This window comes from Streptomyces sp. NPDC042371 (assembly GCF_056437465.1).
Genome location: NZ_JBWKAP010000007.1, coordinates 205485 through 225457 on the forward strand (window position 1 = coordinate 205485; position 19973 = coordinate 225457).

Annotated in this window: 15 protein-coding genes and 1 pseudogene; 7 read left to right on the top strand and 9 right to left on the bottom strand. The window is 70.9% G+C overall.

The genetic code is table 11. The features are described 5' to 3' along the window. From AC068B_RS22660 to AC068B_RS22670, 3 genes and pseudogenes are all read left to right on the top strand, one after another. Positions 1-174 (top strand): annotated as a pseudogene (locus tag AC068B_RS22660) (transposase); the annotation flags it as partial. A 213-nt stretch (positions 175-387) separates the two neighbouring features. Next, entirely contained in the window at positions 388-3327 is a 2940-nt protein-coding gene (locus tag AC068B_RS22665; RefSeq protein WP_478673480.1) for an NACHT domain-containing protein, read from the top strand. Positions 3328-3685: 358 nt separating this feature from the next. Next, complete coding sequence (locus tag AC068B_RS22670) at positions 3686-4060, top strand: BUD32 family EKC/KEOPS complex subunit (protein ID WP_478673481.1); 375 nt, start codon at positions 3686-3688, stop codon at positions 4058-4060. A gap of 247 nt (positions 4061-4307) precedes the next feature. Here AC068B_RS22670 and AC068B_RS22675 read toward each other — a convergent pair whose 3' ends face one another. Next, a complete protein-coding gene (locus tag AC068B_RS22675; RefSeq protein ID WP_478673482.1) occupies positions 4308-5210 on the bottom strand; it encodes a LysR family transcriptional regulator in 903 nt (300 codons plus the stop codon). Between the two features lie 188 nt (positions 5211-5398). Here AC068B_RS22675 and AC068B_RS22680 point away from each other — a divergent pair, with 188 nt between their 5' ends. Beyond that, on the top strand, positions 5399-5704 hold the full coding sequence (locus AC068B_RS22680; protein ID WP_478673483.1) for a DUF1330 domain-containing protein: 306 nt from the start codon (positions 5399-5401) through the stop codon (positions 5702-5704). Between the two features lie 533 nt (positions 5705-6237). On the opposite strand, the gene AC068B_RS22685 is transcribed toward AC068B_RS22680, so the two are convergent. From AC068B_RS22685 to AC068B_RS22695, 3 genes are all read right to left on the bottom strand, one after another. Further along, a complete protein-coding gene (locus tag AC068B_RS22685; protein WP_478673484.1) occupies positions 6238-6372 on the bottom strand; it encodes a hypothetical protein in 135 nt (44 codons plus the stop codon). A 137-nt stretch (positions 6373-6509) separates the two neighbouring features. Then, positions 6510-7940, bottom strand: a complete 1431-nt coding sequence (locus AC068B_RS22690) for an FG-GAP and VCBS repeat-containing protein (RefSeq protein ID WP_478673485.1) — start codon at positions 7938-7940, stop codon at positions 6510-6512. A 272-nt stretch (positions 7941-8212) separates the two neighbouring features. Beyond that, complete coding sequence (locus AC068B_RS22695) at positions 8213-9817, bottom strand: S8 family peptidase (RefSeq protein ID WP_478673486.1); 1605 nt, start codon at positions 9815-9817, stop codon at positions 8213-8215. A 441-nt stretch (positions 9818-10258) separates the two neighbouring features. Between AC068B_RS22695 and AC068B_RS22700 the strand changes: the two genes are divergently transcribed. Both AC068B_RS22700 and AC068B_RS22705 read left to right on the top strand, forming a co-directional pair. After that, positions 10259-13840: a helix-turn-helix transcriptional regulator gene (locus AC068B_RS22700; RefSeq protein ID WP_478673487.1), complete on the top strand. Its 3582-nt coding sequence runs from the start codon at positions 10259-10261 to the stop codon at positions 13838-13840. 124 nt (positions 13841-13964) lie between these two features. After that, positions 13965-14357 (top strand): peptidase inhibitor family I36 protein, encoded by a 393-nt coding sequence (locus AC068B_RS22705; RefSeq protein WP_356255360.1) that lies wholly within the window; start codon positions 13965-13967, stop codon positions 14355-14357. A gap of 132 nt (positions 14358-14489) precedes the next feature. On the opposite strand, the gene AC068B_RS22710 is transcribed toward AC068B_RS22705, so the two are convergent. Together AC068B_RS22710 and AC068B_RS22715 are read right to left on the bottom strand one after the other, a co-directional pair. Beyond that, positions 14490-15185, bottom strand: coding sequence for a L,D-transpeptidase (locus AC068B_RS22710; protein WP_478673488.1), 696 nt, complete (start codon positions 15183-15185; stop codon positions 14490-14492). 219 nt (positions 15186-15404) lie between these two features. Beyond that, positions 15405-16493 (bottom strand): alcohol dehydrogenase catalytic domain-containing protein, encoded by a 1089-nt coding sequence (locus tag AC068B_RS22715; protein ID WP_478673489.1) that lies wholly within the window; start codon positions 16491-16493, stop codon positions 15405-15407. A gap of 111 nt (positions 16494-16604) precedes the next feature. Here AC068B_RS22715 and AC068B_RS22720 point away from each other — a divergent pair, with 111 nt between their 5' ends. Further along, positions 16605-17498 carry a LysR family transcriptional regulator gene (locus AC068B_RS22720; protein WP_478673490.1) on the top strand — a complete coding sequence of 298 codons (894 nt, stop codon included), beginning with the start codon at positions 16605-16607 and terminating at the stop codon, positions 17496-17498. Here the strand turns inward: AC068B_RS22720 and AC068B_RS22725 are convergent. From AC068B_RS22725 to AC068B_RS22735, 3 genes are all read right to left on the bottom strand, one after another. Further along, positions 17482-17682: a hypothetical protein gene (locus AC068B_RS22725; protein ID WP_478673491.1), complete on the bottom strand. Its 201-nt coding sequence runs from the start codon at positions 17680-17682 to the stop codon at positions 17482-17484. The two genes, AC068B_RS22720 and AC068B_RS22725, sit on opposite strands and share 17 nt — an antisense overlap. A gap of 517 nt (positions 17683-18199) precedes the next feature. After that, the gene (locus AC068B_RS22730) at positions 18200-19111 is read right to left on the bottom strand and encodes a GNAT family N-acetyltransferase (protein WP_478673492.1); all 912 of its coding nucleotides are present in this window, start codon (positions 19109-19111) and stop codon (positions 18200-18202) included. Between the two features lie 221 nt (positions 19112-19332). Continuing rightward, complete coding sequence (locus AC068B_RS22735) at positions 19333-19848, bottom strand: AAA family ATPase (protein WP_478673493.1); 516 nt, start codon at positions 19846-19848, stop codon at positions 19333-19335. Positions 19849-19973 lie beyond the last annotated feature (125 nt).

Here is a 19973-nt window from a genome sequence, read left to right on the forward strand (position 1 = left end):
GTGCGTCGGCGGGGGGATCTGACGTATCGCGAGTGGTCGCTTCCGGAGCCACACCTGCCGCCGTCGGGTGGTCGGGGAGGCCGGTGGAGTGACCACCGCACGGTGGTGAACGGCATCCTGTTCCGGGTCCGGACCGGAGTTCCGTGGCGTGCTCTGCCGGAACGCTACGGATCCTGAGGGTGTCCAGTCCCTTGCCGGGGAGGAAAAGGATGAGTGAGCACTGGAGCGCGCCCCTGAACCACACGCCCCATCCAGCGCGCGCACGCCGTACACGCTCCCCCGTTCACCACTATGCGCCCCGCTACAGAAGTGCACTGCCCCGCCGCCAGGTGCTTCCTCCTTGAAACGCTCGGTTCCACACGGGGCGAGGGGTACGGAGGGGACGGCATGCGGGGGCGGGAAGTCTGGACACGACGCAGGCTGTGGGTCGGCGTCGTCTGTGCGGCGCTGGTCGTGCTGGCCATCACGCTCCGCCAGGTCGGCGGAGCGCAGGGTGAGGAAGTGCAGTACGACGGGCCCGCGTTCGTCGTGTCCGTGGTCGGCGTCATCGTGTCCGTCGTGGCCTTGCTCGTGGACATCCTGCGTCGCACGGACACGCCCCCGGAACTCGGCGCAGTGCTGCGGCAGACCGCGGATGCGCTCGCCGAGGCGGTACGGGTCCAATGGGCGCAGGAGGCGCGGCTGCGGCGGCTGCAGGACCCGAAGCCGCTGAACGTCCGCTGGCGGTGGGCCGACAGGCTGCTCGCGGACGACGCACGGAACATCCGGTGTGGTGGCCCGGCGCCGGAGCCCCTGCCCGGTGGTAACTGTCTGGCGTCGATCGCCACGGCCTTCGAGGAGGTGCCGTCCCGGCGCATGGTCGTACTCGGAAGCCCTGGTTCGGGCAAGAGTGTGCTCGCCGTGTGCTGCACGCTCGATCTTCTGAAGAAGCGTACGTCCGGCACGGCGGTGCCCGTGATCTTCCCCTTGGCGGCCTGGGACCCTGGCACCACCCCGCTGCGCAGCTGGCTCCGCGAGCGGCTCGTGGCGGAGTACCGGCCGCTGGCGGCCACCACCGACGGCACCTCGTTGGCCGGGGCGCTGCTCGACGCGGGGCTGATCACGCCTGTCCTCGACGGCTTCGACGAACTGCCCCCGGCGTTGTACGGCACCGCGATGCGCAGGCTCAACGCCGAGTTGGACGACGGCATGCCGGTGCTCGTCACCTCGCGGACCACGTCCTGGCGCTCCACGGTCGCGTGCAGCGACGTGCTCACAGGCGCGGAGGTCCTCGAGCTCCTGCCGCTGGAGTTCGCCGAGGCGAAGTCATATCTGGAGCGCACCGCGCGTCCGTTACGCGGCCCCCGCGAGCGCCGCACGACGGTGTGGACCCCGGTGCTGGAAGCCCTGCAGGAGGACTCGCGCCCCCTGGCAGCCGACGCGCTCCTGCAGATCCTCACCAACCCGCTCATGGTGACCCTGGCCCGCACGGTGTACGGAGATGTGTCCCGCGATCCGCAAGAGCTCCTCGATGAGCCTCGGTTCGAGACGGTGGCCGGGATCGAAGAGCATCTCCTCGACGCGTTCGTACCGGCCGCGTTCGGCGACGGACGTGACGACTCCCGGTGGCGCGCCGCGGACGCCAGGCGCTGGCTGGCGTGGCTGGCCCTGGAGTTGGAGCGGCGGGATTCCAAACGGCTTGCCTGGTGGGAGCTGTACCTCTGTGTGCCGCGGATGCTGCGGCTGGCGGCGCCCGCCCTGCTCGCGCAGGCGATCACGTTCGTCCTGGCTGCCCCCATTCTGCTCTCCAGCGTCGGAGGCGACGTCTTCGTCTTCGACGACAAGCCGTCGCTGGCAGCCAATCTGGTCGGCAACCTGGTCGGATTCGCCGGTGGGCTGGCCCTGCTCCTGCCCGTGTCGGTGGCGGGGCGCGAAGGGCGCACGGCCCTGCCCCGGCAGCTCACGGTCTGCATGGCGACGGCCGCCGCGGCCACCCTCGGGTATGGCCTCACCGGAGGCTCCGTGCAGTTCGGGCTGCAGTTCGGCACGGTCACGGACGGCTGGGTGGCCGAGTTGTTCGGGGGCGCGGTCTTCGGCGTACTGATCGCCTTGTACTTCGGGGTTGCGGGGCTGACCCGCCATGCGGTGCCGCTCGGGCTGCCTTGGGCGGGCAGCCCCACCGGTCGGCTCGCGGCACGGGCCGGGAGCGGCCTGCTCGCCCTGGCGGGGCTCGTCATGGTCGAGCCGTGGCTGCTCGGGCACGGCCTCGGCACGTGGCCGATGGTGGCCGGTGCCCTGTGCTTCGCCGCGGCCCTGTGCCTGTGGACGGCAGCGGGGCGCCGGGGGGTGCGGACGGGCGTTTCCCATGCCAGTGAGGGCCGTATCGCCCGGCGTTTCATGACCGGCCTGCTGCACGGCTGGGCTGTGTGCCTGCTCGTCGGAGTGGCGGCAGGCGGGACGGTGGGCGCCGTCGCCTGCGTGTTCTCCGCGGTGGAGACCTCGAGGGCGTCCGACCTGGACGGCAGGCGGCTCGGGAACTGGTCGCACCAGGAAGCACCTGACGGCGTGCGCACCGTCGAGTCCTCGACGGAGATCGCCGTCATCCTGGTGTACTCACACGCGGGCGCCCGGCCCACGGCCTATCCGCACGGCAGCCGCCCGCCGAGCTGTGGCCAGAAGTGCGAGTCGCTCGACACACCCGTGACCTTCCGCGTTGCCCAGGGCGACCTGCGCATACTCGTCGACGGCAATACCGCGGCCGACGCGGTGAACATGCTGCCAGAGCTACCCGAACAGTCCCGGACCTGGCTCGCGCAGAGCGCCGCCAGGCACCCGCTCGACCGCTTCCTGCTCCCCGGTGCCATGGGCGGAGTCCTGATCGCGCTGATCGGCGGTCCTACGTCGGGTCTCTACCGCGCGCTCAGCACGCCCTCCGACCTCATCCGGGCAGCCAATCCGCAGGTCACCCTGCGCACGGACCGCATGGCGTCGCTGTCCCGGTCCGGGGTTGTGGCCGTCATGACGGGCGGGGTGTGTGTGGTCCTGGCCTGGGTGTTCGCGTCGCGGGGCGGGCTCGACCATGTCGCGGCGCAGATGTGGGTGCCGATGGGCACCGCCGCACTCGCGCTGACCGCCTGGGGACAACTGGCGGTTGCCCGTGTCTGGCTGGCGCTGACGGGGCGGCTGCCGTGGCGCCTCATGACGTTCCTCGACGAGGCACACCGCAGGGGGGTGCTACGGCAGTCCGGTGCTCACTACGAGTTCCGTCACCTGCGCATGCAGCAGCGACTCGCCTCGACCGCCGAAGCGCCGCAGGAAGACCCCCTGGCTGCCGCGCCCACGCCATGACGGTCCAGGCTGCCCTGCGCAGCAGAAATATGAGGTGAAGCGACGCACTGGCGCTGAGAGCTGCAGCTGGCGCCGAGAGCTGCAGACCGGACAGCTAGCCGGATCCGGCCTTGCTTGGGCTAGTGCCGCGCTTGGGCTAGGGCCGCATCAGGCAACGTTCGCCCTGTTGGTAGGCGTTGGGATGCCAGTGCAGACTGCTCGCCATGGACATGGAGTTGATCGCGCGGGGGCGGGACGCTGATGTGTTTACCCTGGACGAGTCCAGGGTGCTGCGACGGTATCGGCATGACGGGCGGCCGACCCATCTTGAGTCGCGCTTGATGACACATCTGGCCGCGAGTGGGTATCCGGTGCCGAGGTGTACGAGGTCACCGATACCGACATGGTTCTTGAGCGGCTGACCGGACCGACGCTGATGGAGGCGTTGGCGGGGCGCCCATGGCGGGTGCGTTCCCTCGGTCGGATGCTGGGCGACCTCCACGATCGACTCCATGAGCTGTCAGCACCGGCATGGCTGCCCAAACGGTTCGGTACTGCAGGTGATGACCGGGTGCTGCACTTGGACTTGCATCCGGACAACGTCATTCTGACCGGGCGCGGCCCCGTGGTGTGCGGAACTGACCCCACCCCGCGGGTCCAGGAGGCGCTCAAAGCCAAGCTGGCCGACCCGCATCTCACCACCACTGAGGAGGCATGGTTGCGCAACCGTGCGGCTGTCCCTGCCGGTTCCTGAAGCACGCTGAGAACCCACCTTTCGGATACTCGTGCTTGTCCGGTTCGGCATCGCGCCTACGTCCTCGCCCAGCCCGAGATCTCGGCGGATACCGCGCCTTAGCCCGCCGACGCGTAGCGCGGTCGTGTCGGACGTTGTCGTGTCGGACATTCGGGAAGACCGCCGTCGTCAGCACCGCGAAGTCCGCCGGGCGAAAGGTCCTCGGCCTCGCCACCGCAAGGGTCCGTCTCGCTTGGCCTCTTGCACGTCAGTCCGGCAGCCAGTGCAGCTCGTGCGCCAGGGTTTTGGCGACGGCACGGATGCGGTGGTGCAGCGGCGACTGCTCGCGTGGGAGGACCAGGTGGATCGTCAGGCTGGGCGCGCCGCGCAGCGGTCGCCAGGTGAGACCGGCCGGTTGTGCCGTGGCCGCGGCTTCTCCGGCCGGGGCGAGGGTGACCCCGTCGCGCAGGTCGCGCTGAGACATGTCGAAAGAGACTGCGGGCGTGTGGAATCGGGGGTGTGGTCGGATGTCTCGGAACAGTGCGGACAGCTGATCGTGGATCACGGGGTTGGCCGCACGGTCCGGGAGTCGCAGCGGATACGCGGCAGCGTCGGCGATCTCGATCTCCGGGCGTTCGGCCAGCGGATGGTGCTGCGCCAGCTGGACCCCGATGCGCGCACGCCGCAGCAGGAACCGGCGCACGCCACGGCCCGGCTGTTCACCGCGGGTGACCCCGGCATCGATGCGGCCGTCGGCGACCGCGGGGGAGATCTCCGGTGTCGCCATCGGGACCGCGCCTACCTCAAGTCCGCTGTTGCCGCGCATCAGCCTGTCCACCAGGGCCGGTGCCGTCTCCGCCCCGGCGCTGAGGCTGTATCCGATGCGGAGCGTGCCCAGTTCACCGGCCGCCGCGCTCCGGGCGGTGTCCCATGCCCGGTCCAGCGCCGCCAGCGCGGGCGGCGCGGACTCCGCCAACGCCGCACCGGCCGTGGTCAATACGACGCTACGCGTGTTGCGGACCAACAGGGCCGTACCGAGTTCCGTCTCCAATCGGCGCATCCGGGCGCTGAGTGCGGGCTGTGCGATACCGATCCGGGCGGCCGCGCGGGTGAAGTTCAACTCCTGCGCCAGCACCAGGAAGTACCGCAGGCTCACCGTGTCCGGCGCCACGTGCCCTCCCTGCCGATTGATAACGATCCGTTCTGAGGCTATCCCGTACTGGTCTTTCCCTCGGCCGCAGATCAAGCCCTAACCTGCGCGTATGACCATTCAACCGACCGCAGTACCCGTCGCGGGGACCGATCGATCCGAGTGTCAATCCGAAGTCGGACGTGTCCGGCCGAACACTGGAGGTTTCCATGGCTAAGGGCTACTGGGTCAGTGTCTACCCCGCCACTTCCGCCCCTGAGACGCTGGCTGCCTACGACAAGCTGGCCGGTCCGGCTGTCCAGGCCGGGGGCGGGCGCGTCCTGTCCCGCCTCCCGTCCCGTGGCGGTCGAGTCGTCGCCCACGAGGCCGGAATCACGCAACGCGTCGTTCTTATCGAGTTCGACACCTTTGAACAGGCCGTCGCGGCATACGAGAGCGAGGCATACCAGAAGGCGCTGGTGGCCCTCCCCGACGGCGTCGAGCGCGACTTCCGCATCATCGAAGGCATCGACTGACCGGGTGTCACACACTGTCGTTCATGAGCGCCGATCCTATGCCGGGGCCGCGTCCGCGCCTCGTCGTGGCGGAACCAGTCCGAGCAGCGAGGGCAGTACGGCACCTGCGTCCGGCGCTCCCCCTGCCTGGCCTGAGTGATCGTCCGCGCCGTGATGACGGCCGCGCCCACCATGACGGCCAGCAGTAGCGCCGCGAGGGCGAAGGCGGTGCGAGCCAGGACGCCGATGATCACGGTGGCGGCGATCCGGGCGCGCCGTGTGTGCGGAGCGCGGGGCGGCGGTCCTCGTCGCAGGCTGCGAGCCGGTCGCGCGGCCGCCGCCGGACACCTCGGCTCGGCATCCTCACCGATGCCGCCCCCGACCACATTGACTTACCCACCCCATCCCGACCGCCCGCAGCCCGTAAGGCACACCCCGCCCGCTCTGCCTCTGGCCTTACTGCGTTGGAATCGGCGAAGACCTGTCTCGGCCGCCCTGCCTGGGCCTCAGCTGTGTACCGCAGGGCGTATTTGCTACTCCGGCTGTGCTGCTCTTCACAGGGTCAGCCCTGACCGCTTGCCAAGCCGTTCCTCCTCTGAAGGCTCGGGGCTGCCGAAGAAGGACGGCACGGCGATACTGACGATCACGCCGATGGCAATGTGTATGAGAGCCGCAGCAAGTGCGGTCATGGCGGCGCACCCGGCTGCTGTCTGCCGGGTGCGCCCGGTGGCCCTCTTGGTCATTCCATCAGGATCGCGTGTACCCGATCTCGCCGAGCCGTTCAGTGGGTCAGTCGGTTGGTCGAGTGGCCGGATATGGTGCGTGGTCAGCCAGCCAGCTGTTGACCGAACTTGGCGCCCTTCTCAGGGTCGCCGAGCTTCACCGGCGTGAGCGTGTTCGCGTCCGTGGTGGTCAAACCTCCCGTGGAGCCGTAGAGGTTCCACAGGGCGCCCGAGTCGGTGAAGGTGCCGTCCTCGCCGGGGGCCGTGGCGGTCAGGTCGGCGTGGCCGTCCTTGTCGAGGTCGGTGAGGCGCACCTGGCGGCCGAAGTCGTCGCCGCTCTCGGCGAGGCCGGGTACTCCGGCGGTGGTCTGGTTGTAGGCGACGGCGCCCTTGCCGGTCATGCCGCCGTCGGCCTTGGCCGCGCCCTTGAGCAGGACGACCGCACCGGTGCCGGTACTTGCGTCCAGGCTCTCGCCGGGGACGCCGACGGCGACCTCGGCCCTGCCGTCGCCGTCCACGTCGCCCGCGCTGAGTGAGGCGCCGAACGCGTCGTCGTCCTCGCTGGCTCCGGGGACGCCCGCGGTGGCCTGGGTGATGACCTTCCTGCGCGCGTCGGTCGGTCCTGCCGAGCTGCCGTACTGGATGGTGATGCTGCCCGGGTGGGAGTCGATGACCTCGGTGACGCTGCCGATGTCGCGGGTGATCAGATCGCCGTACCCGTCACCGTCGACGTCGCCGACGGTGCCGCTGTAGGCCGTGCCGAGCTTGGTGGAACTGTGGCTGACGCCGCCGCGGCCGCCCTTGAAGAAGCGGGCGTCGTGCGTCATCTCCTCGAAGCCGTGCGTGCTGACGATGTCGTCGACGCCGTCGCCGGTCAGGTCGCCGGTGATGAAGGAGCGGAGGCCGGAGGGCCCGTCGCTCGTGACGACGCTGTCCTTGGACGTGGGCTTGCCGGCGCGAGTGAACGGGCCGTACTCGACGGTCATCCCGGAGACGTCGGGGTCATCGCTCGGCACGTCGTTGACGACCAGGTCGCGCTTGCCGTCGCCGTTGAAGTCGCCCGTGGCGAACTCGGAGTTCTCGTGGGGCAGGAGGGTGTCCGCGCCGGTCAGCCCGGAGGCAGAGCCCCACAGGACGGTCGCCTTGTTGCCGTTGTCGTCGCCGCCGGTCACGAGCAGGTCGGTGTAGCCGTCGGCGTCGAGGTCGGCGGGGGCCATCTGGTAACCGAAGGCGAACGTGCCCTGGAGCTCGCCGGGGACGCCCGGGGTGGCGCGGCTGATGCGCTGGTGGCGCTCGGTGCCGGGCCCGGAGGCGGTGCCGTACACGATGGAGAGGTAGCCCGCGTTCTCGACGCCGTCCACGGTGCCGTGCGGCGCGGCTACGGCGAGGTCGGCGTAGCCGTCGTGGTTGAAGTCGGTGACCGGGGTGCGGGGCGGCTGCGGGGCCGCGGCCGCGGTACCGGCGGTGACGGAGACGGCGAGGGGGGTGGTCAGCGCGGCGACGGCGATGGCGCTGATGAGGGTGCGGCGGGGCACGGGGCCTCCTGTCGGGAACGTCTGGGACGCAGGAGGAGACAGCCCCGTGTGGACGAGGGTTGTATGCCCGCTGGACTCCGTTACGTGATCCGGACGTTTGACGTGCGACGTCTGCTGTTCACTGCACGAAGCGCGCTGCACGAGGTGACCCTGCACCGGCCGCCGCCGAGGCGCTCAAGACACCGGCGGGCGCCGACCGGCGTGTACACGGTCGACGCTCCGCGGGCTGTGGCAGGTCAGAAAGCTCCCCTGTCTTAGCGCGGTCGGGACGCTCAGAACTGCAGCGCCCAGGACCCGATCGTCCCGGTGTCGTTGGCCCAGTTGTCGGTCACGCGCAGCTTCCACGTGCCGTCGGCGGTCTCACTCGAGGCGTCGACGCGGTAGGTGGCCCGGACGTCGTCGGCGCTGTCGTTGCTGTCGTAGTTCTTCAGGAGGTGGACGGTTCCGTCAGGCGCGACGAGTTCGACCTTGAGGTCGCCGCGGTAGGTGTGCCGGATGTCCACGGTCACGGAGAGGTCAGCGGGGGCCTTGCCGGTGACGCCGGTGACGGGGAGGGGCGATTCGACGGTGGCGTTGTCGCGGATCGGGTAGTCGTCGGTGTTCTCGAACTTCTTGCCGGTGGGCGGGGTGCTGCCGTCGCCGCCCGTGTGCAGGAGCTTGTTGGGGGAGCCGGTGCGCGGGTCGGTCACCTTGCCGGAGGTGGCGTCCGCGACCAGCTGGTCGCGGACCTGGGCCGGGGTCCACGTCGGGTGGGCGGCGAGCAGCAGGGCGGCGGCACCCGCGACGTGCGGGGAGGCCATGGAGGTGCCGCTCATCGTCTGCGAGGCGCTGTCACCGGCGTTGGACGAGGAGACGATGCTGTCGCCCGGGGCGAAGATGTCCAGGCAGGAGCCGTAGTTGGAGCCCTGCCCGTTGGACCAGCCGGTGGCGCGGGCGTCCCGGCTGTTGGTGGCGCCCACCGTGATGGCCGACGGGGTGGAGGACGGAGAGTACGAACACGAGTCGGCGTTGTTGTTCCCGGCCGCCACGACCCAGGCCACCCCGGAGGATATGGAGGTGGCCACCGCGTCGTTGACGGACTGGGTCTTGCCGCCGCCGATGCTCATGTTGGCCACCGCAGGCTTGACCGCGTTCTTGGTGACCCAGTCGATCCCGGCGAGGACCGGGGCCCACGTGTCGCCCGACGTGCCCTGGCAGTTCAGCACGCGCACGCCGATCAGCTTGACGCCCTTGGCGACGCCGTACGCGCCGCCGCCGACGGTCCCGGCGACGTGCGTGCCGTGCCCCTGGCAGTCGGAGGCGTTGGAGTCGTCATCGATGAAGTCGTATCCGCTCACCGCGCGGCCCCCGAAGTCGCGGTGGCTCATGCGGATGCCGGTGTCGACGATGTACGCGTTCACGCCCGAGGCGGTCGTGTCGTACGTGTAGCTCTTGTCGACCGGCAGATCACGCTGGTCGACGCGGTCCAGGCCCCAGGAGGGCGGGTTGGTCTGCGTGTCGACCGCGTAGGCGACGGCGTCGGCTTCCACGCGGGCCACCGTCGGGTCGGCGGCCAGTTCCTTGGCCTCGCCTTCCGTCATCCGCACGGCGAAGCCACGCAGAGCGGCGGTGTACGTGTAGCGCAGGCTCCCCTCGTGCTCCTTGGCCAGGGCCTTCGCGGAGGCGGGGACGTCGGCGCGGGCGACCGAGTTCTTGAAGGTGACGATGTACGAGCCGTCGACGGCGCCGGGACGGTCCGCCCCGACGATGCGGCCTTCGCCGCCGCCCGGCGGCACGGGAGCGGCGACGGCGCCGGAGGTCGCGGCAACTCCCGCGAGCAGGGCGGTACTTGCGCCGACGGCGAGTACGCGCCGGACGACGCGAGCGTCGATCTTCATGGGTTCTCCTCGGGTACGGGGTGGGGGCTCTGCACCATGTGGGGGTGCCGGGTGCGCGAGTAACGCCATGCACATGACAGTGCGCCATACGTGCGGTCAGGACGCGGGGATGAATGGGCTGGGGACCGAGACGTACGAGGTGGCGTCGTCGGACGGGGCAGAGCTTCGGTCACGCACAAGCGGCACAGCAATCCGTAGCACTACCCAAAGAGTGGGAGGCGGGGCGTGGTTGTGGTCCGGACCTCTCGTCGTTGGGGGCGACGCACGGTCCGAAGACCGCCCTGGCGGCGGGTGTCGGCATTCCGTAGGTGGTGGACCCCTATTGCGACGTCGTACCAACGACGGGTAGACCACGGTTCAACGAACGCCGTGCACCGACGCGCAGCGCCCTCCTCGCCGAGGGCGGATTGCCCGGGGTGACGGCAGGCGAGAGGCGGAGCCGTGACCCGACGTTCCTTCGATACGGACCGTTCTTTCGATCCGGACCGTTCCCTCGATACGGATCGTTCCCTCGATACGGATTGCTCTTTCCACTCCGGTTGGGACGCGGAGGCAGCTGCCACCGAGAGCGGCGGTTCTGGGGGCGATTCCGTCGGCCGGGACGAGGAGACCCGTCGTCTGCGGGGCGCGCTGCGCGCGGGTCCGGTCGTCGCGGTGGTGCGGGGAGAGTCAGGGACGGGCGTGTCCCGTCTGGTGGACGAGGTCCTCGGTGAGACGGAGTTCGCCGGGTGGACACAGTTGCGCGGGACGTGTCCGGAGCCGAGGGGGGCAGGTGGTGCCGCACCCGGCGGTGCCCACATACCTGCGCCCGGCGAGGCCTACCTTGCCGCAGCCTCGCAGGTGGCCGCGGCGCCCGAAGTCCGGGGCAGCAGTGCACCAGCTCAGCCGCCCCTCTCCCCCGCCGACGGCGTCACGCACCTTCCGGTCTCACGCCTTCCGTCCGTCCCGCCGGGGTCGAGCAGGCGCACCTCCGTCAACACCGCCGCAGAACCACCCGTCGACAATGCCCTCACCTCCGCCCCCATAGCGGACGCCCTCGCCGGGCTGCCGTGCCGTCCCGGCGGTCCGGCATGGTCCCTTCCCGCCGTCGCCGGGATCGTGGGACTCCTCGTACCGGAGTTGGCCGAGCAGCTGCCGGAGCCGCCCGCGGCTGCGGCCGGTCCTGCGTCGTGGCGTGCGTTGTTGCCGCGTGCCGTCGCGGCGTTGCTGGCGGGGCTGGGGGACGCCGTCCTGGTCGTGGAGGACGTCCACCACGCCGATCCCGCCACCCTCACCCTGCTCCACCACCTGATGAGCGCGATGCCGCCCCGGCTGCGGCTGATCGTCACCGAGGACGCCGCGCCCGGCCTGCCGCTCTTCGGGGTCGGCCTGGCGGTGCGGGCCCCGGTGGCGGAGATCGACGTCCGGCCCTGGACGTGCGGGGAGACAGAGGAGTTCGTACGCCGGTGGCTGCACGTCCACCATCCGCAGCACGTCGAGGAGTTGCACGATCTGGTCGTCCTCGTGCACGAGTGGACCGGCGGCCTCCCGGAGGTCGCCGAGGCCCTGTTGCGGGCCACCGAAGACCTGCTGCGCGCTCGGGCGGAGGGCGGCCAACGCGCCCCCTTGGCCGCGGTCGACAGCCGGGAGGTACGGGACATCGGGAGCGCCGGTCTGCCGATGACGGCAGGAGGAGACAGCCGTCCGGGGAGCGACACACCGCACACGCGGACCGACGGCGCCGACAGCACCGACGCCTACGGGACACACCAGGAGCCGACCGCCGTGGACGGCATCGGCATCGGCATCGGCATCGGCATCGGCACGACGGAGACAGCCCCGGCACCCATCGGCTGCGAAAACGCGCTACCGACCGCGGACTCCGTGCTCGCGGCCGTGCGGTCCGTGGGCGTTCCGCCACCGCTCCGGCGCGACTTCGCACTGCGGTACGCCCGCCTCGACGAGGACGCCCTGCGCATCGTCGAGGCGGCGGCGGTGCTCGGCCGCCCCGTGCCGGTCGCCGTGCTCGCCGAAGTGGGCGACGTCGCCCCCGACCGCGCCGCGGCGGCCGTGGAGACGTGCCTGCGGCGGGCCGTGCTGCGGGCCGACGGCCCCCGCCCCGTCTTCCGTCATCCGCTGGACCGCCGCGCCGCGCTGGCGCGCATGCCCGGGCCCCGGCTGGCCCGGTTGAGTCTGCGCGCCGCGCGGGCCCTGCACCGGGGCGGTGACGGTCCGCTGCCGCTGGTCGACCTCGCCCGGCTGTACCGGGCGGCCGGGCGCGTACGCGAGGGGGCACGCTGCCTCGTCGCCGCGGCCGACCGGGCCGCCACAGCTGGCGACTACTCCACCGCGACCAGCCTCTACACGCGCGCCGTCGACGAGGACCCGCGCGCCGACGGCCGCATCCGCACCGCCGCGAAACTCGCGCGCACGGCCCAACTCGCCCGCGCCGACGGGCGCGTGGTCGCCGCGGTACGGCGCGTGCTCGACGAGGACGCCCCGCCGCCCCGGCTGCGCGGCGAGATCCGGCTGCACCTGAGCGTCGTGCTCCGCAACCAGAGCGGCGGGGCACTGGACAGCCTGACCGAGGTGGCCCGTGCCATACCGGACCTTGAGCTGACGGACCCGCAGACCGCCGCCCGCGCCATGGCGGTCGCCGCCATCCCGTCCATCAAGGGCTGGCCCGTCGACCGTCATCTGCACTGGCTGGACCGGTGCGAGGCGCTCGACGGTCAGGTCACGGAGCCGGTCGCCCGCGCCGCCATCGCCGCGAACCGGGCGACCGCGCTGATGCTGCTCGGCGATCCCCGCGCCTGGGCCGCCGCGGACGCGCTGCGCGGTCCGGCCGCGACCGCCATGGAAGCCGCGCACCACGCGCGCGGCTGGACCAATCTGGCGCACGCGGCCACCGCACTCGGGTACGACGCGCGGGCCCGCGAGTTCCTCGCGCGGGCCGCCCACGGCCTCGCCGAGACCAGCAGCCCGTACCTGGAAGGGCTCACGCAGACCGCCCAGTTGGTGCTCGGCTGGCACGAGGGGCGGTGGGACGGGCTGCACGCCGCGGCCGACCGCACCACGCGGCTCTACGCGGAGATACCCGACCTGACCGCCGAGGCCATGCTGGTCCGCGGGCTGACCGGGCTGCACGTCCTCGGCGACGTCCCGCGAGCCCGACGCGACCTGGCGGAGGCGGCCCGGACCACCCGTTACGACACCGGCGTCATCCTCACCGCCGCTGCCGCCGCCACAGCCCGTGTCCATCTGGAGGCGGGACGCCCCGGCCAGGCGTGCGAGGCAGTGGAGGAGACCTTGCACCGTCTGGAGCGCACCGGCGGCTGGGTGTGGGCGGGCGAGGTGGCGCCCACCGCGGTGGAGGCCCTGTGCAGCAGCGGGCAGGGCGGGCGGGCCCGGCGACTCGTCGCCGGGTTCGACGCGGCGACCGGGCGCCTTGACGCGCCCGCGGCCCGCGCCGCGCTGACCATGTGCCGGGCACTGCTCGCCGAGGCCGACGAGCGGCCGGACGAGGCCGTCGGCCTGTGGGAGGACGCGGAGGTCCGGTGGCGCGGGCTCGGTCGGCCCTTCGACGCCGCGCGGGCGGCCGAGGCCCGTGGGCGCTGCCTGCTCGAAGTGCCCGGCGCGGCGCGGGACGTCGCTCTGGCGGCCGGAGTCATCCAGGACGTCGTCGAGGCCTACCGCGAACTGGGCGCGCGCTGGGACGTCGCCCGCTGTCAGCGGTTGCTGCGCCGCCACGACATCGTCACCACCCACCGCCGCGGCCGCCTCGGGTACGGCGACCAGCTCTCGCCCCGCGAACAGGAAGTGGCTCAACTCGTCGTGCAGGGGCGGGCGAACCGGGAGATCGCCGAGAGCCTGGTGCTGTCGACCCGGACCGTCGAGCACCATGTGGCGCGCATCATGCGGAAGTTGAACGTCGCGTCCCGGACCGGCATCGCCCTGGCCGGTCGTACGGGCGATGGCAGCTTTTCGGCCAGAGTCACGCGCGCCCGGGACGTCCCATACGAACCACGGCCACAATGCACCTGAGAACGCCCCCGAGACCGCTCCTGAGAACAACCTGAGAACGCCGCGCTTCCCCGCGCGATGCGGGGCGAACGGCCGGACTCCCCCGGCGACACATGCCCCTGAATCGAAGGAGGGCACTACCCTCATGCAACGGTTCACACGACTCTGTTCCGCGGTGGGACTCGCCGCGGCCGGAGTGCTGGTATCTGTTCCCGCCGCCCAGGCCTCCACGGCGCCGGCCGCGACGGATGTGTCGATCACCGCGTACCAGGACTGCCCCGTCGGCTGGTTCTGCGCCTGGGAGGACGCGGGAGGGTGGGGCCGGATGGCGCGGTTCCAGGTGGGCTCCGACGATCTCCGCGACTTCGATCTGAACGACCAGATCTCCTCGGTGTGGAACAGGACCGGTAAGACGTTCTGCACCTGGCTGAACATCAACCGTGACGGCGCGACGTGGCCGGTGGGGAACTGGCAGGGCAACACCTCTCAGTACAACCGGAACGACAACATCAGTTCGTTGCGGGTCGGTGCGTGCTGATCCACTCCTGGGCCTGTCCGGCCGACGAGCACTTGGTCGGCCGGAGACCAGGGGGACGTGAGAGCCTGCGTCCAGGCTGGCGGCCTCCGCGCGGAGGCGCCGGTCATCGGGTTCGCATGCAGCCGCCGTGCATCAGGTGCCCGGCTTGCGGCCGTAGACGAAGACGTCGTCGCCCTTGCGCAGCGTGCTCCAGTACTTCGCGGCGTCCTTCTTCGTCATGTTGACGCAGCCGTGGGAGCCCGGCGGGGCCCAGACGCTGATGCCGACCGAGTGGAACGCCTGACCGCCGTCGAAGAACTGGCTGTACGGCATCGGCACGTGATAGATGCTCGACACGTGGTCGATGTCGCGCCAGTAGACCTTCTTCAGGCCCGTGCGGGTCTCGTGGCCATTGCGGCCGGTGCGCACCGGAACCGGGCCGTACTTGAGGTTCTTGCCGTCCTGGATCCAGCTGATCTGAAGCGTCAGATCGACACAGGCGATGCGCCCCTTGTTGGTCGGGCACTTGCCCGCCTTGTTGGGGTTGTTGCCCACCGCTTTCTGCTTGTTCATGAGGTTCATGACGCCCCAGGTGACACTGCCCGCGTAACCGGCGTTCGGGGTGATCTGGTGCTTGGTCTGGAAGGCCTGGATGACCTTGCAGTCAGCCGTCGACTGCCTGCCGTCCACCGGGCGGCCGAGGAACTTCTCCACCTGCTTCTGGTACGGACCGGTCTGTGTCGAGCACGTCGCTGCCTGAGCACTGCCAGTGCCGAGCGCCACCGTGAGCGGGGCCACCAACATGGTGATCCCCACGACCGCGGCTCCTCGTCTGCGTATGTCCCCCATCGCTGCCCACTCCTCATTCGTCATTCGTCATTCGTCTACGGGTTGGATCCCACCTGCTAGACGACGCGCCTCCGGGGTTCGTTGTAGGGCTAATCGGCACAGGTGTGTAACAGAGGTCGATTTGGGCTGAAGCCCGCCCGTTGGAGCCCGCCCTCCGATGCCGAATCGGTGACGCCGCCTTATGGCGCGGGCCCGGCCGCGCTCAGGCAGTGCGCCTTGTCAGCCTGCCGATGGGGTGAGGCTGGTGCGGTCGAAGGGGCCACCGTGCGCGGCGGCGTACGTGATGGCGTCGTTGACGGCATCGAGGTCGAACGACCGGACCCGTTCGGGGGCGAGATCCAAAGAGCCCGAGGCAAGGAGCCGGATGATGCCGACGTTGGCTGTACGCGGATACATCCACTGCCCGCGCACGGTGATCGAGTTGCGCATGATCCATGGGTACGGGAGTGCGAGGTCGTCGCCGCCGAGCATGCCGACGCCGCCCATGAGGACGACGCGGCCGTACTCGCGCACGCTCATGGCCGCCGCACGCGAGGCCGAACTGGGTGCGCTCGGCGGGAGCAGGTCGATCACCATGTCGATCGGGCCGTCGGCCGCCGTCGACATCGCCGCGCGGTCGGTTGCCTCGTCTCCGGTGAGCGGGACCGGACGCAGACGCGGGCCGAAGCGGTCGGCGAGGAGGTCGAGCGCGGCCTTGTTGCGGCCGGGGGCGACCACCCGGCCCGCACCCATCGCGAGCGCGACGGCGACAGCGCTGCTGCCGAGGTTGCCGGTGGCTCCACTGACGAGCAACGTCTCGCCCGCTGCGAGTCCGCCTGCCAGCAGCCCGCCGTAGGAGATGGTGTGCACGGTGAGCGCGGCCCAGCGGGCCGGATCGTCCCCGGCCGCGGCGGGCAGCGGGAAGACGTTCTCCGTCGGGACCCGCATGAGCTCGGCGAACGCGCCGTCGTGCAGGTACTCGGCGAGCCGCGCGCCGCCCTCGCCCCGCGAGCTCCAGCCCTGGAGCGTGATGTCGGGCGTCAGGGCGTCGTCCCGCGAGCGCACCGTCGAGTCGCACCACACCAGGTCGCCGACGCGCAGCCGGGTGGCGTCCGGGCCGACGTGGAGGATCCGTCCCACTCCGCCGACACCGGGTACGACAGGAGGGACAAGGGGGTACTTCCGCTGGCCGCCGAAGACTTCGGCCGCGTAGGGCGCCACGCCTGCGGCGAGGATCTCCACCACCACCTCACCGCCCCCGGCCTCGGGGTCGGGGACCTCCCGCACCGTGAGCGGGGCGCCGAACCGCGTCAGAACTGCTGCTCGCACGTGATGACCTCCGTGTTCGTCCGTGCTCTTCCGTGCTCGTGGGATCGACATTAGGAGCGGGACGGGTATGCGGGAAGCGATGATCTCGCATGTGTGGTATGCGTATGACGCATGGACGTATCCAGTACGGGACTGCGGGTCCTGCGGCAGATCTCTGAGTCAGGCAGCTTCACCGCGGCAGCCGCCCGGCTCGGCTACACGCAGTCGGCCGTCTCACGCCAGGCCGCCGCCCTCGAGCACAGCGCAGGCACCACCCTGTTCGAACGCCGCCCGGACGGGGTACGGCTCACGCCCGCAGGCTTGACCCTGCTGCGGCACGCCCACACGGTCCTCGCCTCGCTCGCGGCGGCGGAGCGTGAGCTCATCGGCACCGCCCCGCGGACCGAACTGGTGCGGCTCGGGATGGTCCTGAGCGCGGGCTCGACGATCGTGCCCGCCGCACTCGCACACCTCGCGGAGGCCGACCCGCAGATCACGGTCACCACCCGCGAGGGCACCACGCCCACCCTGATCCGGGCCTTGCGCGCGGGCTCGCTCGACCTCGCCGTGCTGACGTCCCGACCACCCCACCGGCCCTTCGACGGCGACTCGCCGCGCCTGCACGTCGAGACCGTCGCGGACACCGAACTGGCCGTGGCGGTGCCATCGACCGGAGAGTTCGCCGGACGCGCCACGGTGCACGTCGACGAACTGGTCGACGCCGCATGGATCGCCGCCCCGTCATCGAGCTCCGAGCCGCTGCTCGGCGTCTGGCCCGGCCTGCCCGGACGGCCGCGCGTCGTCCACTCCGCGCGCGACTGGCTGACGAAGCTCCACCTGGTTGCCGGGGGCTTCGGCGTGACCACTGTGCCGTCCCGGTTCTCACCGGTGCTGCCGCCCGGGGTGAGCCTGCTGCGCGTCGACGGCGCACCTCCCGAGATCCGCCGGGTGCTCGTGGCACGCCTCTCCGGCCACCCCGCCCCGTCGATCACGGCCGTCACGCGAGCGATCACTTCGACCGTCTGAACCGCGTCCACAGCACGGGCAGCATGGCGTGGGCGACCTGGCGGTAGGTGACTTTCGCGGCGGTCACCCAGACCATCAGCGGCAGGCCGAGGCTGGCGGTGATGACGTGCAGGCGCCTTCCGTTGGCCTTCTTCCCGCCGTCAAAGCCCCGTGAGACGGCGGACATCGAGGCGGTTGCCTTCACCGACTACCAGTCGATGATTCCCGCACTCGGCTCACGATCGCGGCCCTGCGCGGTGCGAACTCTAAGGCGTAGAACCGGTCCCACGCCGGAGGATCGGCGGGCATCGCACGCCACTTGATGCCGTTGTCGGTGACGTAGAAGACCGCATCAGGCATCTACCGATGGCGGTAGCCCTCCGACTGCCCCCGCCCCTCCATCCAGGCCGGGACCCGGTCCGGCCGGTCGGCTGCGTTCCCGAACCGGTGAGCGAGGCAATCGCGGGAGGAACGCACCGAGTTGAAGACAACCCGCGACGCGACGTAGAACTTCGACAACAGGACCTCCGGGGCAGACGAGTTGGCTTCACAACGCTCGTGCTGCACCGGAGGCCCTGCCTTCATGCGCCCAACCGGACGAAATCAACGGGCCAGGCAACCTGCTCGACCACCACCGCCCTCACGATCGACAGGGCTACGGGTGCCGTGCAGGTTCGCCAGTGATCGCCCACGACCGCCACTGTTGGTGTCAGCCGGTGATGTCAGCGGGCACTGGAGGCGGCCCGGGCAACCGGGTGGAAGTTGATCCGTTCGCGCACCACGGGGAAACCGGCTTTGGTGAAGTTCGCGGCCATGGGGAAGTTGCCCCGGTCCGTGGCGCCGGTCACGACCTCCGCGCCCTGTTCCACCAGGAAGTGGGTGCACTCGGCGAGGAGGTCGTAGGCATAACCATGGCCGCGATGCTCCGGCAGGACACCGATGAAACCGACGGTCGGTCCGGAGGAGTTGTGCGCCGGGATGTGGACGCCTGCCAGTTCGCCGTCCGGGGTGCGGGCGAGCTGCCACCATTCCCGCGGGGACGGGCACCAGTGGAAGAATTCCAGTTCTTCCCGCGCGGCCTGGTCGAGGCCGCCCTCCTCGATTGCCTTCAGCGCATGGGCGTCCAGCGTGACCGCGTGGATGCGGCGCAGCGCGTCGAAGAAGACCGCGTCGTCGGGCTCGGGGCCGAAGACAAGGCGCCCGGGCCGCTCGGGCAGCCCGCGTTCCGGGGTCCAGCGGTACAGGAAGCGTTCCACCAGGAGCTCGTAGTCGGCGGCCCGGGCGGCGGCGAAGCGCGTCTCGGCGGCCGCGGCCAGGGCGGGGTGCTCGCGCCAGTCGCCGGGCAGGTTGATCTCGAGTTCGACCCGCCACGGGGCGGAGCGCAGGAGTTCGGCCCCCGCGTCGACCTCGCCCTCGGCGACGTCGAACCAGTTGAGGTTGATGGGTTCCTCGTCATCGGGGCCGCCCCACCAGGCACCGCGGGCGACGACGGTGCCGTCGCGCAGGGCCACTCGCTTCCAGTGGGGGCGGTGCGTGGTCCGCTGGTGCGCGGCACGGGCGTTCAATGGGTCGGGGTGTGCGTCGAACAGATGGGCGTCGCTCTCGTCGAGCACGCGGATGACCGTATCGGTCATGGGTTCCTCCGGGATGCGTAAGGCAGGAGCGCTCCCGGTCGGATCAGAGGTGCCACACCGGGGTAGCGGGGAGGGAGCGCTGGATGGTTGAGAACTGCACGGCACTCGCCTCCTTCCGTTCGTCTCACGCGGCGTGGTCCGGGGCCAGACGCTACTTGAGCACCGCCGCGTCCGTCCACGGAATTTCCGAACCGTGCCGACGAAGCCCCTGGCCGCCTCTCCTATGTCCGATATGTCTGAGCCACGCGCGGACTGCCGGGGGCTACGGATCCGCAGGACATGGACGTCAAGTGCAGCGGTTCCCTCCGTCTGGCGGAGGTATCGCGGCCGGTTGGTGCGGTACTTGCGGACGGCGTTGCGCACGATGGAGCGGCGACGGTGAACGTGGTTCGGAAGCCCAGGCCGTTGGGGTCGGGCTCGCGGCCGGTGCGCTGGCGTGCCCAGCGCCTGACGCTTCGCCAGGCACTGACGGACAGCGGGTAGTCGAACTGGATCAGGATGTCGGTCCGCCTCCACACGACGTCGGCGAGCTTGGAGTAGTTGGCCTCCACGATCCACGTCGGGCCGTGCCTGACGCGGGCAGCCGCGGTCCGGAACTCCTGCAGAAGCAGCGGCGCGCTGTCAGTGAACAGGAGGGAGTCCAAGCTGATGGCCTCGATGGCAGTACGGGCGGCGAGCTCCCGGGCCAAGGTGGTCTTGCCGGTGCCGGGGAGACCGAAAACGGCGATCTTCTTCACGAGCGTCCGCCGGCCGTGTTGCGGACGGGCCCCCGGCATCTCGCTGTGCCCATGCCGCGGAGTTCTGGGTGCGGGGGTTCAAGAGCAGCAGGACGGTGGGCCAGGGCACTCCCGCGTGGTCCGAG

Excerpts from the sequence above, each read along its gene's own strand:
- AC068B_RS22710 (WP_478673488.1), bottom strand. The coding sequence starts at position 15,185 with ATGGGGGACATACGCAGACGAGGAGCCGCGGTCGTGGGGATCACCATG.
- AC068B_RS22705 (WP_356255360.1), top strand. The coding sequence starts at position 13,965 with ATGCAACGGTTCACACGACTCTGTTCCGCGGTGGGACTCGCCGCGGCC.
- AC068B_RS22685 (WP_478673484.1), bottom strand. The coding sequence starts at position 6,372 with ATGACCGCACTTGCTGCGGCTCTCATACACATTGCCATCGGCGTGATC.
- AC068B_RS22695 (WP_478673486.1), bottom strand. The coding sequence starts at position 9,817 with ATGAAGATCGACGCTCGCGTCGTCCGGCGCGTACTCGCCGTCGGCGCA.
- AC068B_RS22720 (WP_478673490.1), top strand. The coding sequence starts at position 16,605 with ATGGACGTATCCAGTACGGGACTGCGGGTCCTGCGGCAGATCTCTGAG.
- AC068B_RS22665 (WP_478673480.1), top strand. The coding sequence starts at position 388 with ATGCGGGGGCGGGAAGTCTGGACACGACGCAGGCTGTGGGTCGGCGTC.
- AC068B_RS22730 (WP_478673492.1), bottom strand. The coding sequence starts at position 19,111 with ATGACCGATACGGTCATCCGCGTGCTCGACGAGAGCGACGCCCATCTG.
- AC068B_RS22680 (WP_478673483.1), top strand. The coding sequence starts at position 5,399 with ATGGCTAAGGGCTACTGGGTCAGTGTCTACCCCGCCACTTCCGCCCCT.